The 13,457-nt window shown below is 60.4% G+C and carries 12 protein-coding genes; 1 reads left to right on the top strand and 11 read right to left on the bottom strand.

Going from position 1 to position 13,457, the window contains the following annotated elements:
• Nucleotides 1-94 precede the first annotated feature (94 nt).
• From JZX89_RS27265 to JZX89_RS27240, 6 genes are all read right to left on the bottom strand, one after another.
• Nucleotides 95-1,222 (bottom strand): Gfo/Idh/MocA family protein, encoded by a 1,128-nt coding sequence (locus JZX89_RS27265; protein WP_207135993.1) that lies wholly within the window; start codon nucleotides 1,220-1,222, stop codon nucleotides 95-97.
• 38 nt (nucleotides 1,223-1,260) lie between these two features.
• Complete coding sequence (gene iolB / locus JZX89_RS27260; RefSeq protein WP_207135992.1) at nucleotides 1,261-2,073, bottom strand: 5-deoxy-glucuronate isomerase; 813 nt, start codon at nucleotides 2,071-2,073, stop codon at nucleotides 1,261-1,263.
• Nucleotides 2,074-2,311: 238 nt separating this feature from the next.
• Nucleotides 2,312-3,220 (bottom strand): myo-inosose-2 dehydratase, encoded by a 909-nt coding sequence (gene iolE, locus JZX89_RS27255; RefSeq protein WP_207135991.1) that lies wholly within the window; start codon nucleotides 3,218-3,220, stop codon nucleotides 2,312-2,314.
• 1 nt (nucleotide 3,221) lies between these two features.
• Nucleotides 3,222-5,048: a 3D-(3,5/4)-trihydroxycyclohexane-1,2-dione acylhydrolase (decyclizing) gene (iolD, locus tag JZX89_RS27250; protein WP_207135990.1), complete on the bottom strand. Its 1,827-nt coding sequence runs from the start codon at nucleotides 5,046-5,048 to the stop codon at nucleotides 3,222-3,224.
• Entirely contained in the window at nucleotides 5,045-6,961 is a 1,917-nt protein-coding gene (locus tag JZX89_RS27245) for a bifunctional 5-dehydro-2-deoxygluconokinase/5-dehydro-2-deoxyphosphogluconate aldolase (RefSeq protein WP_207135989.1), read from the bottom strand. The genes iolD and JZX89_RS27245 overlap by 4 nt, the downstream gene beginning before the upstream one ends.
• A gap of 206 nt (nucleotides 6,962-7,167) precedes the next feature.
• Nucleotides 7,168-7,983 carry a MurR/RpiR family transcriptional regulator gene (locus JZX89_RS27240; protein WP_207135988.1) on the bottom strand — a complete coding sequence of 272 codons (816 nt, stop codon included), beginning with the start codon at nucleotides 7,981-7,983 and terminating at the stop codon, nucleotides 7,168-7,170.
• Nucleotides 7,984-8,276: 293 nt separating this feature from the next.
• Between JZX89_RS27240 and JZX89_RS27235 the strand changes: the two genes are divergently transcribed.
• Nucleotides 8,277-8,567, top strand: coding sequence for a GIY-YIG nuclease family protein (locus JZX89_RS27235; RefSeq protein WP_207135987.1), 291 nt, complete (start codon nucleotides 8,277-8,279; stop codon nucleotides 8,565-8,567).
• Nucleotides 8,568-8,802: 235 nt separating this feature from the next.
• On the opposite strand, the gene JZX89_RS27230 is transcribed toward JZX89_RS27235, so the two are convergent.
• From JZX89_RS27230 to JZX89_RS27210, 5 genes are all read right to left on the bottom strand, one after another.
• The gene (locus JZX89_RS27230; RefSeq protein ID WP_149901554.1) at nucleotides 8,803-9,519 is read right to left on the bottom strand and encodes an ABC transporter ATP-binding protein; all 717 of its coding nucleotides are present in this window, start codon (nucleotides 9,517-9,519) and stop codon (nucleotides 8,803-8,805) included.
• Nucleotides 9,500-10,264 (bottom strand): ABC transporter ATP-binding protein, encoded by a 765-nt coding sequence (locus tag JZX89_RS27225; RefSeq protein ID WP_153516859.1) that lies wholly within the window; start codon nucleotides 10,262-10,264, stop codon nucleotides 9,500-9,502. The genes JZX89_RS27230 and JZX89_RS27225 overlap by 20 nt, the downstream gene beginning before the upstream one ends.
• On the bottom strand, nucleotides 10,261-11,268 hold the full coding sequence (locus JZX89_RS27220) for a branched-chain amino acid ABC transporter permease (RefSeq protein ID WP_207135986.1): 1,008 nt from the start codon (nucleotides 11,266-11,268) through the stop codon (nucleotides 10,261-10,263). Before JZX89_RS27220 ends, JZX89_RS27225 begins: the two co-directional genes overlap by 4 nt.
• 1 nt (nucleotide 11,269) lies before the next feature.
• Entirely contained in the window at nucleotides 11,270-12,133 is an 864-nt protein-coding gene (locus JZX89_RS27215; RefSeq protein ID WP_207135985.1) for a branched-chain amino acid ABC transporter permease, read from the bottom strand.
• A gap of 118 nt (nucleotides 12,134-12,251) precedes the next feature.
• On the bottom strand, nucleotides 12,252-13,424 hold the full coding sequence (locus JZX89_RS27210; RefSeq protein WP_207135984.1) for an ABC transporter substrate-binding protein: 1,173 nt from the start codon (nucleotides 13,422-13,424) through the stop codon (nucleotides 12,252-12,254).
• Nucleotides 13,425-13,457 lie beyond the last annotated feature (33 nt).

Raw genomic sequence — 13,457 nt, 5'->3', positions numbered from 1 at the left:
ACCACGTCGCGTTAAATCGATCGGTTGCAGATGCTCGGGACAGGCCCGAGCATGACGAAAGAGGCGAAACTCGGCGCTCACCTCATACCCATCCCTATTCCACAATCTCCCCAGTCGCGACCCAGCGCCCTTCGGCAAAGGACCGGGCCATGGCGTGAATGCTGCGCTCGATCTTCAGCCCTTCCTCGAAATCGATAATATGGGCCTTCTTGCCCTCGATTGCCGCGATCAATTCGTGGCATTCAATCACCTTCAGATCGTTGAAGCCTAGACCGTGGCCGGGGGCGGGGATGAAGCGGTCATAGGGCTTGTGGTGGGGTGCGGCGAGAATGGTTCTGAAACCCTGCTCTTCCGGGCGTCCGTCCGTGGTGTAGAGCTGGAACTCGTTCATCCGTTCCTGATCGAAAAGGAGCGAACCGGTGGAACCGTAAATCTGGACGGCGATGCGGCCTTTGCGGCCCCAGGCGGAGCGGTTGGCGATGAGCACGGCGGAAATGCCGCCTTCAAGCTTTAGCAGAACGCTGGCAAGATCGTGTGTTTCGACTGCGCGGTCGCCGCCGCCGGCAAGCGGTCGTGTTTCATAGGGTTTCACCATGTCGGTGATGGCGCTTTCGGCGTGGCCGAACAGGGCGTAGAGCAGCGACAGCGGGTGCACGGCGAAATCATCCAGCGCGCCATAGCCGGAAGAGGCCTCGCTCTTCCAGTAGAAGGGCTGGGTGGCATCCGCCATGAAGTCTTCGTCCATTTCGGCCCGGACGTGATAAACTTTGCCAATCGCGCCTTCGTCGATCAGGCGGCGCATATGGCGGATGACAGGGTTCTGGATGTAATTGTAGCCCATGGCGGCTGCCTTGGCGGACCGGCGGGCCGCATCGCGCATCTTCACCGCGTCAGTAAAGGCGGGCGCCATCGGCTTTTCACACCAGACATGTTTGCCGGCCTCAAGGGCGGCAATGGCCATTTCCGGGTGGAAAGCATTCGGCGTGGTGACGGAGATCACGTCAATCTCGGGATCGGCAAGTAGATCGCGCCAGTTGCCTGTCGAGCGGGCAAAACCGAACTCCGCCGCCTTCTTTGCCGCAAGCTCGGGGTTTACCTCCGCGAGCGTGACAAGCCGGGGACGTTCCACGTCGCCGAAAACGCTTGTGACATTGTTCCACGCAAGCGCGTGGCATTTGCCCATATAACCCGTGCCAATAAGTCCCACGCCAAGAGCGGCCATGGTCTCTCCTCCCAAATTTTTAAAGTGAAATATACCTGTCAGGGATTGTCGCGTTTGAAAATCCAGTCGTGATCGGGATGGTTCTTGAAGCGCCATTTGCGCATCGGCCCCGCCATCACGTTCAGATAATACATCTCATAGCCGTAGGGTGCGCCACAGGGGTGATGACCCTTGGGCACCAGCACGACATCGCCGTCCGACACCGCCATGGTCTCATCAAGCGAGCCATCTTCGGTGAAGACGCGCTGGAAGCCGAAACCCTGCGCCGGGTTGAGGCGATGATAATAGGTCTCTTCCAGATAGGTCATGTCGGGGTAGTTATCCTCATCATGCCGGTGCGGCGGATAGGACGACCAGTTGCCCGAAGGCGTGAATACCTCCGTTACCAGCAGGCTGTCGGCCACATTGCGCTCTTCCATGGCGATGGGGAAGATGTAACGCGTATTGGCACCCTTGCCGCGTTCTGTCAGCTGCACGCCGTTTGGGCCGATCTGCTGCGCCTCGCGGCTGCCTTTTTCGCCGGGTGCGGTGCAGACACCGACGGTGCAATCCGTTGTGGCTGTCAGCGACCATTCGGAGCCGGCCGGAACATAAACGCAATGCGGCGGCTTACGCTCGAACACATTCATGCGGTCACCGAGTTCACCGAAATCCTTATCCCCCGCGGAAATCGTCGCCTTGCCTTCGACCAGCACGAGGATAACTTCAGTATCGCCGGTATTTTCCGCAGCCGTCTCGCCCGGCTTCAGGCGGTAAAGGCCGAAACCGACATAACCCCAATCCGCGCTTTGGGGCGTGATATCGTGCACCTTGCCGCTGGTCGCGACCGGCTTGCGCAGAAGTGAGGTCATGGTGTTGTTCCTTTTTTGGTCAGTCGTTCAATTTATCGGGCGGCTATTCCCGCGTTTCCCTCATCCCTGTGCTTGTCACAGGGCTCCAGCCAGCCCCAAGTCCTTGGGCTGAGAGGAGTCTTTCCGCCGCGCCGACGCGCGTCGGCTGGATTCCTGTGACAAGCACAGGAATGAGGGAGGAGGGGTTGCCCCGGAACATACGATTCTAGGACGTATAGACGAATGCCCCCCGCTCAGCTCAGGCAGCCTCGGCCTTGTCCAGCCCCGCTTCGCGGGCAAAAGCCTTCAGCGATTTCAGCCCGAGGCTCTGATATTCGAAGGGGTTGCGCACGTCAGGATCCTGCTCGGCCTCGATCACCAGCCAGCCGCTGTAACCATGCTCGGCCGCCACTTTCAGAACCGGCGGGAAGTTCACGCCGCCTTCGCTGTCGCCGGGAACGGTGAACACGCCGCGGCGAACGCCTTCGAGGAAGGAGAGCCGGTCATTGCGAACCTGATCGGCAATGGCGGGACGCACGTTCTTGGCATGGATATGGCCGACGCGGCCCATATATTTCTGCGCGACGCGCACGGGATCGCCGCCACCGAACAGGCAATGGCCGGTATCGAGCAGCAGATGGGTCTTCGGCCCGGTGTGCTTCATCAGAAGGTCGATCTCGTCTTCGCTCTCCACCACCGTGCCCATGTGGTGATGATAAACGAGGGTGATGCCCTGTTCGGCCGCATAAGCTGCCAGCGCTTCGACGCCTGCGCCGAACGACGCCCAGTCCTCGGCCGCAAGGCGCGGACGGTCGACCAGCGCCGTGTCGTCTGCGCCATGGATGGCGTTGGAGGTTTCGCAGACGATGATGACTTTCGAGCCCATGGCCTTCAGGAGATCAAGCGCCGGCTGCATGGCCTTCTTTTCGGATTCGATGTCATCGGTCAAAAGGTTCAGCGAATGCCAGCCGGAGACGAAGGAGAGGCCACGCGGCGAAAGCACGCCTTTCAGGCCTTCCGGATCGGTCGGGAATTTATGGCCCTTCTCGATGCCGTCGAAGCCGATCTTGGCGGTTTCATCCAGGCACTGTTCGAGGCTGATATGGGCGCCCAGCGTGCGGTCGTCGTCGTTGGACCAGGCGATGGGGTTGGTGCCGTAACGGATCATCTTACTGTCTTTCCTTGAGATGGTTTTCATAACGGGCGCGCGCGCCGGCAATTTCGCCGCGCTCGGAAACTTCAGGCACCGCGACATCCCACCAGTGACCACCGGCCTGCGGCGTCGGGTAAGGGTCGGTATCGATGACGATGACAGTCGTGCGGCTGGAGGCACGGGCGGTGGCAAGCGCCTCTTCGAGTTCGGATATGGTGGACACCTTGCGTGCATCCGCGCCCATCGAGCCGGCATGGGCCACGAAATCAATGGCGATCGGGTTGACGTTGGTGTGGGCGTAGAGGTTGTTGAACTCCGCGCCGCCGGTTTCCATCTGCAGGCGGTTGATGCAGCCGTACCCGCGATTGTCGGTGATGACGAGCGTGATCTTCACACCCATGGCAACCGATGTCGCAAGCTCGGAATTCATCATCATGTAGGAGCCGTCGCCGACCATGACGATCACGTCGCGGTCCGGTTCCGCCATCTTGATGCCGAGGCCGCCGGCCACTTCATAACCCATGCAGGAGAAGCCGTATTCCATGTGATAGGAGAGCGGCAGCTTGGATTTCCACAGCTGGTGAAGCTCGCCCGGCATGGTGCCTGCGGCGCACATGACGACGGTATTGTCACGCGACTGGCGCTGTACCGCGCCGATGACCTGCATGTCTGTCGGCAGGCTGTTCACATGCTCTTCACCCGGTGCCGCCGTATCGGCATCGGCCTTTTCGAACCATGCCGCCTTGAGGCCCGCATCCGGTGCCGCAAAACGGTGACTGCCGAGGGCGGCCGACAGTTTTTCAAGCCCGATCTTGGCATCTGCCGTCAGGCTGATCGCATCATGCTTGGCGCTGTCATAGGGCTGCACGTTAAGCGCCAGGATCTTGCGGTTCGGGTTCTTGAACAGCGCCCAGGAACCGGTGGTGAAATCCTGAAAACGGGTGCCGACGCCGAAGACCAGATCGGCCTTTTCGCTGACGATATTGGCGCTTTCCGCACCGGTAACGCCGACGGGACCGAAATTGAGATCATGATCCCAGGCGAGGGCCGATTTACCGGCCTGCGTTTCGACGACGGGAATGGAGTGGGTTTCGGCAAAGCGCTTCAGCGTCTCGGTTGCGCCGGCAAAATGCACACCGCCACCGGCAACGATAACGGGGTTCTTAGCAGCCTTCAGCGCGGCAACCGCCTCTTCGAATTCCACGACATCCGGCTCAGGACGCCGCTGGCGCCAGACGCGCTTTTCGAAGAAACTTTCGGGGTAATCATAGGCTTCCGCCTGTACATCCTGGCAGAAGGCGAGCGTGACGGGGCCGCAATCTGCCGGGTCTGTCATGGTGCGCATGGCGCGGGGAAGGGCGGTCAGCAATTGCTCCGGGCGCATGATGCGGTCGAAATAACGGCTGACCGGGCGGAAGCAGTCATTGACCGTCATGGTGCCATCGCCAAAATCTTCGAGCTGCTGCAGCACGGGGTCCGGGCCGCGATTGGCGAAGACATCGCCGGGGATCAGCAGAACCGGCAGGCGGTTGACATGCGCGAGCGCTGCCGCCGTCACCATATTGGCCGCACCGGGGCCGATGGAGGAGGTGACTGCCATGGCCCGGCGGCGGCGCAGCTGCTTCGAATAGGCAATGGCCGCATGGGCCATGGACTGCTCGTTCTGGCCGCGATAGGTCGGCAGTTCGTCGCGGATGCCATAAAGCGCCTCGCCGATGCCGGCGACGTTGCCATGGCCGAAAATCGCCCACATGCCGGCGATATAGGTTTCGCCGTGTTCATTCATCTGCGCTGCCAGGTAACGAACCATGGCCTGCGCAGCCGTCATTCTGATTGTCTTCACGCTGCCTCTCCCTTTTTGGCGCGCGCCTCATCCCATATGTGGCACAGGCTGGTATAGCGCTGCGCCATGTCCCTGACCGCTTCCTGATCGGTGATCTTGCCGGCGAGCCAGGCCCGTGCGGCGTCTACGAAAATCGTGCGGCCGACGGCGAAACCTTTGACCAGATCGAAGTCGGCGGCAAGGCGGAAGCTTTCCTCCAGTTCGCTTTGTGGCGCGTCGAGACCGAGAACGACGATGCCGCGCACATAAGGATCGTTGCGATGCACGGCGTCGCAGGCGTTTTTCCACGCGGCACGGGTCTTCATCGGCTCCAGCTTCCACCAGTCGGGATAAACCCCGATTTCATAGAAACGCTCGACGATGCGGGCGGCGGTGAGATCGTCGGTCGGGCCGACCTTGGAGGGAATAACCTCCAGCAACATTTCCAGCCGGTTGCGGCGCGTGGCCTGGAACAGGCGGCTAACCGTTTCCTCCTGCGCGGCGCGCATCTCATCCGTATCGTCAGGGTGATAGAAGCACAGAACCTTAACGACATTTTCAAGCGGCCATTCGGAAAGCCCGCCGAAATCCTTGCCGAGTTCCGGTTCCAGCGTCAGCGGGCGCGAGCCCGGCCATTCCACCGGGCGGCCGATCCACAGGCCCGAGCCGCTGGCGGCAAAAAGCGCGTCGCGTCCGAGGCGTCCGTCGCAGAGAATGCCGTAACCCGGCCTGTCGCCCGCAACCGTCTGCGCCGCCTCAAGGCAGAGCTTCTTGAAAGCGCCGATCTTTTCGTGTTTCACGCCAAGCTCGTCGGCGATGGCCTCAAGCTGCATGCGATGGTCGAAGGCGAAGACGCGCATCGTGTCCCATTCGCCCTTGCGGTTGGTGGACCAATGCACCTGTTCCAGCGCCTCGTCCTTGCGCAGCGCCTTGTTGCGAATGCCGGCCTTGAAGAAATATTGCAGCTCTTCCCAGCTCGGATAGGCAGGCGTGCAGCCATGGCGGGAGACGGCGAAGGCGCCGCAGGCATTGGCGTATTTCAGCGTCGTCGGCCAGTCCTCGCCGCGCAGCCAGCCACGAAACAGCCCGGCCATGAAGCCGTCACCGGCGCCCAGAACGTTGAAGACTTCGATCGGAAAACCTTCGCCCGTCTCGCCATCGTCGAGGCTTGCGGGAATGTCGCCGGTGAAGACCGAAGCACCCATCGGCCCGCGCTTGCACACCAGCGTCGCGTTCGAAACCTTGCGCACGGCCTTCAACGCAGCGAGCGTATCGGTGGAGCCGCCGGCGATGTGGAATTCTTCCTCGGTGCCGACAATCAGATCGAAAAGATGCAGGGTGGATTGCAGCTTGGTGGTGACCTTCTGCGATTCGACGAAGCGGCTTTCGCCATCGCCATGGCCGGCAACACCCCAGAGATTGGGCCGGTAGTCGATATCCAGCGCGGTCTTTGCGCCATTTTCGCGGGCAAGTTTCAGCGCTTTCAGCACGGCCGCTTCGGTATTGGGATGGGACAGATGTGTGCCGGTGGCGCAGACGCAGCCAGCTTCAGCAATGAAGGCGGGGTCGATATCGTCTTCGCTCAGCGCCATGTCCGCACAGTTTTCGCGATAGAAAATCAGCGGGAACTGGTTCTGGTCACGAATGCCGAGCAACACCAGCGCGGTCAGCCGCTCCGGATCGGTTTTCACGCCGCGCACGTCGACGCCTTCGCGAACCAGTTGCTCACGGATGAAACGGCCCATATGCTCATCGCCAACGCGGGTGATGACGGCGCTGTTGAGGCCTAGCCGGGCAGCGCCGGCTGCGATGTTGGTGGGGGAGCCGCCAATATATTTGGCAAAGGAGGCCATGTCCTCCAGACGGCCGCCGACCTGCGAACCGTACAGGTCGACAGACGAGCGCCCGATCGTGATAAGATCAAGTTTTTTCAAAAGGTTCCTCCTTCGGGCCGCCTGTTGCGGCGGCCTGCCTCACATGTTTGGAGCGATATCGGACAAAGCTGCCCGCCCCTTTCGCCATCCCGTTCCGGCAGGCCTCCTCCGCCCACTGTCATCCGTCACGAGACGGACGAATATGGAATGCCCGTTTCATGGATTTGGATCATAAATTCTATTTTTTCCATTTTCAATAAAAATATTCAGGCCGTTTTGCGGGTTCCCACAGCTACGGCCAGCGTAATAGCCAGACAGAGCGTTGCGGAGAGCGAGCGGAATGCGCCGAAGTCGATTTCCGTGACCGTCAACAGCGTTGCGCCGGATTTTCGCAGCGGATTGACGGCGGAATCAGAGAGCGCAACCACCGGAATGCCATTGGCCCGTGCCGTTTCCGCCAGTTCCAGCGTTTCGGCGGAATAGGGAGAGAAGGTGATGGCGATCAGCGCGTCATCGCTGGAGATGGCGCTGATATTGCCCAGCCCGCCAACGGCGCTGTGCAGAACCGCTGGCACCTTCATTTTTTCGAAGGCATAGGCAAGGTAACTGGCTATGGGGAAAGACCGTCGCAAACCGATAATGTGGACAGTGCGCGCGCCAGCCAGTGCCGAAACCGCCTCGTCAAGCTGCCGCGTATCGACCGATTTCAGCAGCATTTCCAGCGAGGAACGACCGGCTTCGACAAATTCCGCAAGCAGGCTGGAGGCGCTTTCATCGCCCTTTTCACGCAGATGATCTAGTCGTGTGGTGTAATCCGGCCAGCCGCCGACATAGGAATCGCGAAACAGGCGCTGCATTTCCGAAAAACCGGAAAAGCCCATGATCTGGCAAAACCGCATGAAGGCCGAAGGCTGCACGCCAGCACCCTCTGCCATTTCGGCGACGGTGGAAACGGCAATGCGGTCCTGATTGGATGCGACATAATCGGCGCATTGCCGCAATCGTTTCGGTAGCCCCTCTGCAACCTGGAGCAACCGCTCCTCAAAAGCCTTCACCGATTCTGGCGCCTCGATTGCCGTCATTGTCGTTCCTTTATGCAGACTGAAATCGTGTGCACTTTAACTCCAGTGGAATTTTTATTCCATTGGGTTTTTTGAGGTATGAGTGATGGACGGGATCTGGGGCAGGAGTGACCAGCATACTCTCCTCATCCCTGTGCTCGTCACAGGGATCCAGCCGACGCGCGTCCGCGCGGCGGGGAGAGTCCTTTCAGCCCAAAGACTTGGGCTGGCTGGATTCCTGTGACGAGCACAGGAATGAGGAGAGTGCGCGTTCTTGCTTGTGAAGTAATCGAGAAAGATGCACGTTCATTTACATGAAGGGTTACGTTTATATTTTAGCATCCAAACGAAACGGCACGCTCTATACTGGTGTGACGAAGGATTTGCCAAACAGGATTTTCGAACACCAGAATGAACTGACACCCGGATTTACTTCGCGATATGGCGTGAAGATGCTCGTGTGGTTCGAGGAATACGACCTGTTGACGAGTGCGATCACACGCGAAAAAACGATCAAGAAATGGCCAAGACAGTGGAAGCTCAATCTGATTGAAAGCACAAATCCGGAGTGGGATGACATATCCGCTCATTTGCATGGCCTGTGACTCAGGCCTTATGGCCAAGCCGCCGACGGTCATCACACACTCACCTCATCCCTGTGCTTGTCACAGGGATCCAGCCGACGCGCGTCTGCGCGGCGAGAGAGTCCTTCCAGCCCAAGGACTTGGACTGGCTGGATTCCTGTGACAGGCACAGGAATGAGGGGAGATGCAGGGGATCCGTCTGAGCTGCCAGAAGCCGTTCCGGCTGAAAACCTGTTGTGGTTTCACTCCGATGCACTCAGTGCAACCCGCCAACCCCGAGATGCGTATCGATAATATCCGGGTTTTGTGCCAGTTCGCTGGACGGCCCTTCCCAGACGATGCGGCCGCGTTCCATGATAATGGCATGGTCGGCGAAGTCGATGGCCATCTGGATACGTTGTTCGACGAGAAGAATGGTCATTTCGCCTGACTGTGCCAGTTTGGAGAAGGCGGCCATCAGTTCTTCGCAGATGACGGGTGCGAGGCCTTCCAGCGGCTCATCGAGAAGCAGCACCCGCGGCTTCCCGAGAATCGTCCGGGCGGTGGAGAGCATCTGCTGTTCGCCGCCGGAAAGTTGCGAACCGAGATTGCGGCGGCGTTCCTTCAGGCGTGGAAACAGCGTATAGGCTTCCTCGATCGCGGATTTCGGCCGACCCTTGAGGCCGACGAAGAGGTTTTCCTCAACGGTCAGTGTTGGAAACACGTCGCGGGTCTGCGGCACGTAACCGAGGCCGGCTTTGGCGCGGGCGGCACTCGGCAGGGCGGCAATGTCCTGTCCGCCGAGGCGGATATCGCCGGAAAAGCGTTTCGTCTGGCCAGCCAGCGTGGCAAAAAGGCTGGTCTTGCCAACGCCATTGCGGCCGAGAACGGCAAAACGCGAACCTGATGGCACCGAAAGCGACAGGCCTTCGATGACGCGGGTCGGGCCGTAACCGGCCGTCAGGTTCAAGATTTCAAGCGGCGCTGCGGGCATCGGCGTAACTTCCCAGATAGGCTTGGCGGACTTCCGCATTGCTGGTGACATCATCAGGCGAACCGTCGAAGATGACGGCGCCGGCCGCGAGAACCACGACACGTTTGGCGAAGCGGAAAACCAGATCCATGTCGTGTTCGATCATCAATATGGCGAGATCGGCCGGCAGTCGGTCGAGCGCCTGCTCTATGCGCGCCGTTTCCGTCGAAGGTACGCCGGCTGCCGGTTCGTCGAGCAGCAGGATTTTCGGGCGAAGCGCCATGGCAAGCGCGATCTCGATCAGCCGTTGCTGGCCATAGGCGATTTCCCGCACCCTTGTTTCGGCAAGCGCCAGAAGGCCGAGCGTGCCGAGAATATCGCGCGCTTCGCTCATCACCGCGGGCATGGCGCGGTAACGGCCGAAAATCCGGCCGGTCTTTCCTTCCCGCTGGAGAATGGCGAGCGCCACATGTTCTTCAGGCGTCATATCCTGAAACAGCCGCGTGACCTGAAACGAGCGGACGAGTCCGCGCTTCACCCGCTGGCTGGCGCTGAGGCCTGTCACGTCCTCGCCGGCAATGCGCACCGTGCCGGCCGAGGGCTTGATGGTGCCGGTGACGAGATTGACGAAGGTGGTCTTGCCGGCGCCATTGGGGCCGATCAGCACCGTGCGGTCTCCCGGCGACAGCGATAGCGAGACATTATTGGTGACGACGAGGCCACCGAAATTCTTCTGCAGGCCGGAGACTTCGAAAATGGCGCTCATTTGCGATCTCCCCGCAGGCGCGCAATGATCTGTTCGCCTGCGCCGTAAAGCCCACGTGGTGCAAAGAGCACGACGGCAATCAGCAACAGGCCGACAATGGTGAGCCAATGGAATGGATTGGCGGCGGAAACGACATCCTCAAACCACATGAAGGTGACAGTGCCGATCAGCGCACCATAAAGCGAACCCGCTCCGCCCAGCACCAGCATGACCAGCCCTTCGGCTGAAAGCGTGAAGCTGAGGCTGTCGAGGCCGACGACCTGGGTGGAAATGGCGTTCAGCGCACCGCCAATGCCGGCGACGACGCCTGATATGACGAACATCTTCAAAATGGTGCCGTTGACCGAGCCGCCCATGGCCTGAATGCGGATGCTGTCCTGCTTGACGCCGCGACACAGCATGCCGAAGGGTGAGTTGACGATGACACTGAGGGCAAGGAAAACGAGGAGTAGCAGACAGACGCCATAGATATAGGCGGTGCGGCCGAAAAGATCGAATTCGAAGGTGCCGAACAGGGCGTCGGGCGAAACGCCTGATAGCCCGTCGCTGCCGCCGGTCCAGTTCGATGCCTTGTTGGCCGCCTCATGGAACAGATGGATGACGGCGATGGAAAGCACCAGCTGCGGCAGGCCGTGGGCGCGCAGCAGAACCGTGCCGGAGAGCAGCCCGGCGACGCCACCTGCTGCCGCGCCGATGGCGGTCATCAGAAGCGGATCGGTGATCTCGAAATGGGCGGCGGCGATGCCGGCGGCATAGGCGCCCGCACCGAAGAGCGCCGCATGACCAAGCGTCGCGACGCCGCAATAACCGGTGACGAGATCGATCGACAGCACCAGCAGTGCAATGGCGATGATTCGGGTCAGAAGCGCCAGATTATCCGGAAACAGAAAGTAGCCGATGATGGCTGCGGCGATGATGATGAGCGGCCCGGCGACAGCGCGCAGCGGCGAGCGCGTCTTTGGGATCTCAGCCGTTTCAGTTACGTCGTTCATGAGCACCGCCATCTCATTTCGCCCTTCCAAGAAGGCCGCGCGGGAACAACGTGATGATCACGATGACCGCCAGATAAAAGAAGAATTCGCCATATTCGGGGGCGAGATACCGCCCGGTCGTATCGATGGCGCCGAGCAGCAGGCAGGCTATCAGCGCGCCGGGAATGGAGCCAGCGCCGCCGACCGAGACCACCACGAGGAAGGTGACCATATAGCGCAGCGCATAATAGGGTTCGACCGGCAGCAGCTCCGCGCCGATGACCCCGCCCATGGCGGCAAGGCCGACGGCGATGGCGAAGCTGACGGCATAGATGACCTCGGTGCGCACGCCGAGCGCCGCAGCCATGGCGGCATTGTCCACCGCCGCGCGCAGCTTGATGCCGAAGGCGGTCTTTTCAAAAGTGAACCACAGCGTTGCCGCGACGGCGAGGCCGCTGACGATGGCGAAGATGCGGTGGGTGGCGATGGTGCGGAAGCCGAGATCGGTGGGGCCGGCCAATTGTTGCGGCAAGGGAATGGTTTTGAGTGTCGGCCCGAACACAAAATTGGCGATGCCGATGATGCAGAAGGTGATGCCGATGGTCATCAGCACCTGCGTCAGTTCAGGTGCGCCGTAAATCCGCCGGTAAAGGAAACGTTCGAGCGGTATGGCGATAATAATGGTACCGACGATGGCAACGAGGATCGCCGCCGCATAACCGAGACCGAGGCCGTGGGCGGCATAAGAGGCGAGGTAACCGCCGATCATGGCGAAAGCGCCATGCGCCAGATTGACCACCCGCATCAGCCCCATTGTCACCGATAGACCGATGGAAATGATGAACAGGACCATGCCATAGGCAAGCGCATCGATGAGGATGCTGAAGACCGTCTGCATGTTGAAAAAACTCCTCCCGGTGCTGTAACGCCCGTCCGGGCCGGAACCGAACCGCCGCAAGGGCGGCTCGACCGTTTCAAGAATGCCGCCATTGTGGCGGCGATGCCGGTGTCGCCCGTTATTTCGCCGCCGTCAGACCCGGATCGCCCTGTTTTTCGAAGGTCTGGACTTCCTTGTTGTAGTAGGAACCGTCATCGCCCTTGGCGACTTCGCGCAGATAGATGTTCTGCGTGATGTGGCGGCTTTCCGGATCGATGCTGACAGGGCCGCGCGGGCTTGTCCAGGAAAGACCCTTCACCGCCTCGACTGCCTTTTCCGCATCCTGTTTGCCGCCGGTGGCCTCGATCATCTTGCTGATGACATACATGCCGTCAAATGCGCTAACGGAGGGGAAAGACAGTTCCTTCGGATTACCGATCGCCTTGGTGGCGGCTTCCACGAAGGTCTTGTTCTCAGGTGAATCATGCGAGACGGCGTAATGGAAAGTCGTCTGCATGCCGAGTGCGGCCTCGCCGAGCGCCGGCAGGTCGGATTCCTGGGTGAGATCGCCCGGCGCGAAAAGTTTGACGCCAGCGGATTTCAGGCCGTTATCGTTGAAGGCCTTGACGAAGCCGAGCGTGGTCGGACCGGATGGCAGGAAGGCGAAAACCCCTTGAGCGCCTGAATCCTTGACGCGCTGCATAATCGGACTGAAATCATTGGTGGAGAGCGGCATGCGGATGGTTTCCACCACCTCGCCGCCGGCGGCGGTAAATGCCGCCTTGAAGGCGTTCTCGGCATCGACGCCGGGGCCGTAATCGCTGACCAGCGAAATGACCTTCTTCACACCGCCATCAAACGCCACCTTGGCGATGGGGGTGGAGGTCTGCCAGGTGGTGAACGAGGTACGCACCACATAGGGGCTTTTGGTGACGATGGCCGAGGTGGCGGCATTCATGATGACCATCGGCACATTGCCCTGCTTCAGAAGCGGGGTGACGGCCATGGCATCAGGGGTGAAATAGAAGCCGGCAAGATATTGCACGCGTTCCTTCACCACCAGTTCCTGCGCCAGCGCCTTGGATTGCGCCGGATCGGCCTGCGGCACGTCGCGATAGACGACCTCAATGCTGTCATCACCGACCTTGTTGCCGTGCAGCGCAAACCAGGCGTCGATGCCGGCCTTGAAGTTCTTGCCCTGCAGCGCGAAGGGGCCGGAGAACGGACCGACCACGCCGACCTTAATCGTCTCGGCATAAGCAGCAGAACTGAAGCAGATGGCCGCGATTGCGGCGGTGATCCGTAATTTCATGATTTCCTCCCAATTGATCCGTGGCTCCCATCC

It is taken from the genome of Agrobacterium burrii (genome assembly GCF_017313405.1).
In the GTDB taxonomy this organism is placed as follows: domain Bacteria; phylum Pseudomonadota; class Alphaproteobacteria; order Rhizobiales; family Rhizobiaceae; genus Agrobacterium; species Agrobacterium burrii.
Note: the sequence above shows the minus strand (reverse complement) of the source record. Positions and strands in the feature narration are given on the sequence as shown.

Excerpts from the sequence above, each read along its gene's own strand:
- iolB (WP_207135992.1), bottom strand. The coding sequence starts at position 2,073 with ATGACCTCACTTCTGCGCAAGCCGGTCGCGACCAGCGGCAAGGTGCAC.
- JZX89_RS27215 (WP_207135985.1), bottom strand. The coding sequence starts at position 12,133 with ATGCAGACGGTCTTCAGCATCCTCATCGATGCGCTTGCCTATGGCATG.
- JZX89_RS27240 (WP_207135988.1), bottom strand. The coding sequence starts at position 7,983 with ATGACGGCAATCGAGGCGCCAGAATCGGTGAAGGCTTTTGAGGAGCGG.
- JZX89_RS27225 (WP_153516859.1), bottom strand. The coding sequence starts at position 10,264 with ATGAGCGCCATTTTCGAAGTCTCCGGCCTGCAGAAGAATTTCGGTGGC.
- JZX89_RS27235 (WP_207135987.1), top strand. The coding sequence starts at position 8,277 with ATGAAGGGTTACGTTTATATTTTAGCATCCAAACGAAACGGCACGCTC.
- iolE (WP_207135991.1), bottom strand. The coding sequence starts at position 3,220 with ATGATCCGTTACGGCACCAACCCCATCGCCTGGTCCAACGACGACGAC.
- JZX89_RS27210 (WP_207135984.1), bottom strand. The coding sequence starts at position 13,424 with ATGAAATTACGGATCACCGCCGCAATCGCGGCCATCTGCTTCAGTTCT.
- JZX89_RS27220 (WP_207135986.1), bottom strand. The coding sequence starts at position 11,268 with ATGGCGGTGCTCATGAACGACGTAACTGAAACGGCTGAGATCCCAAAG.
- JZX89_RS27230 (WP_149901554.1), bottom strand. The coding sequence starts at position 9,519 with ATGCCCGCAGCGCCGCTTGAAATCTTGAACCTGACGGCCGGTTACGGC.
- JZX89_RS27265 (WP_207135993.1), bottom strand. The coding sequence starts at position 1,222 with ATGGCCGCTCTTGGCGTGGGACTTATTGGCACGGGTTATATGGGCAAA.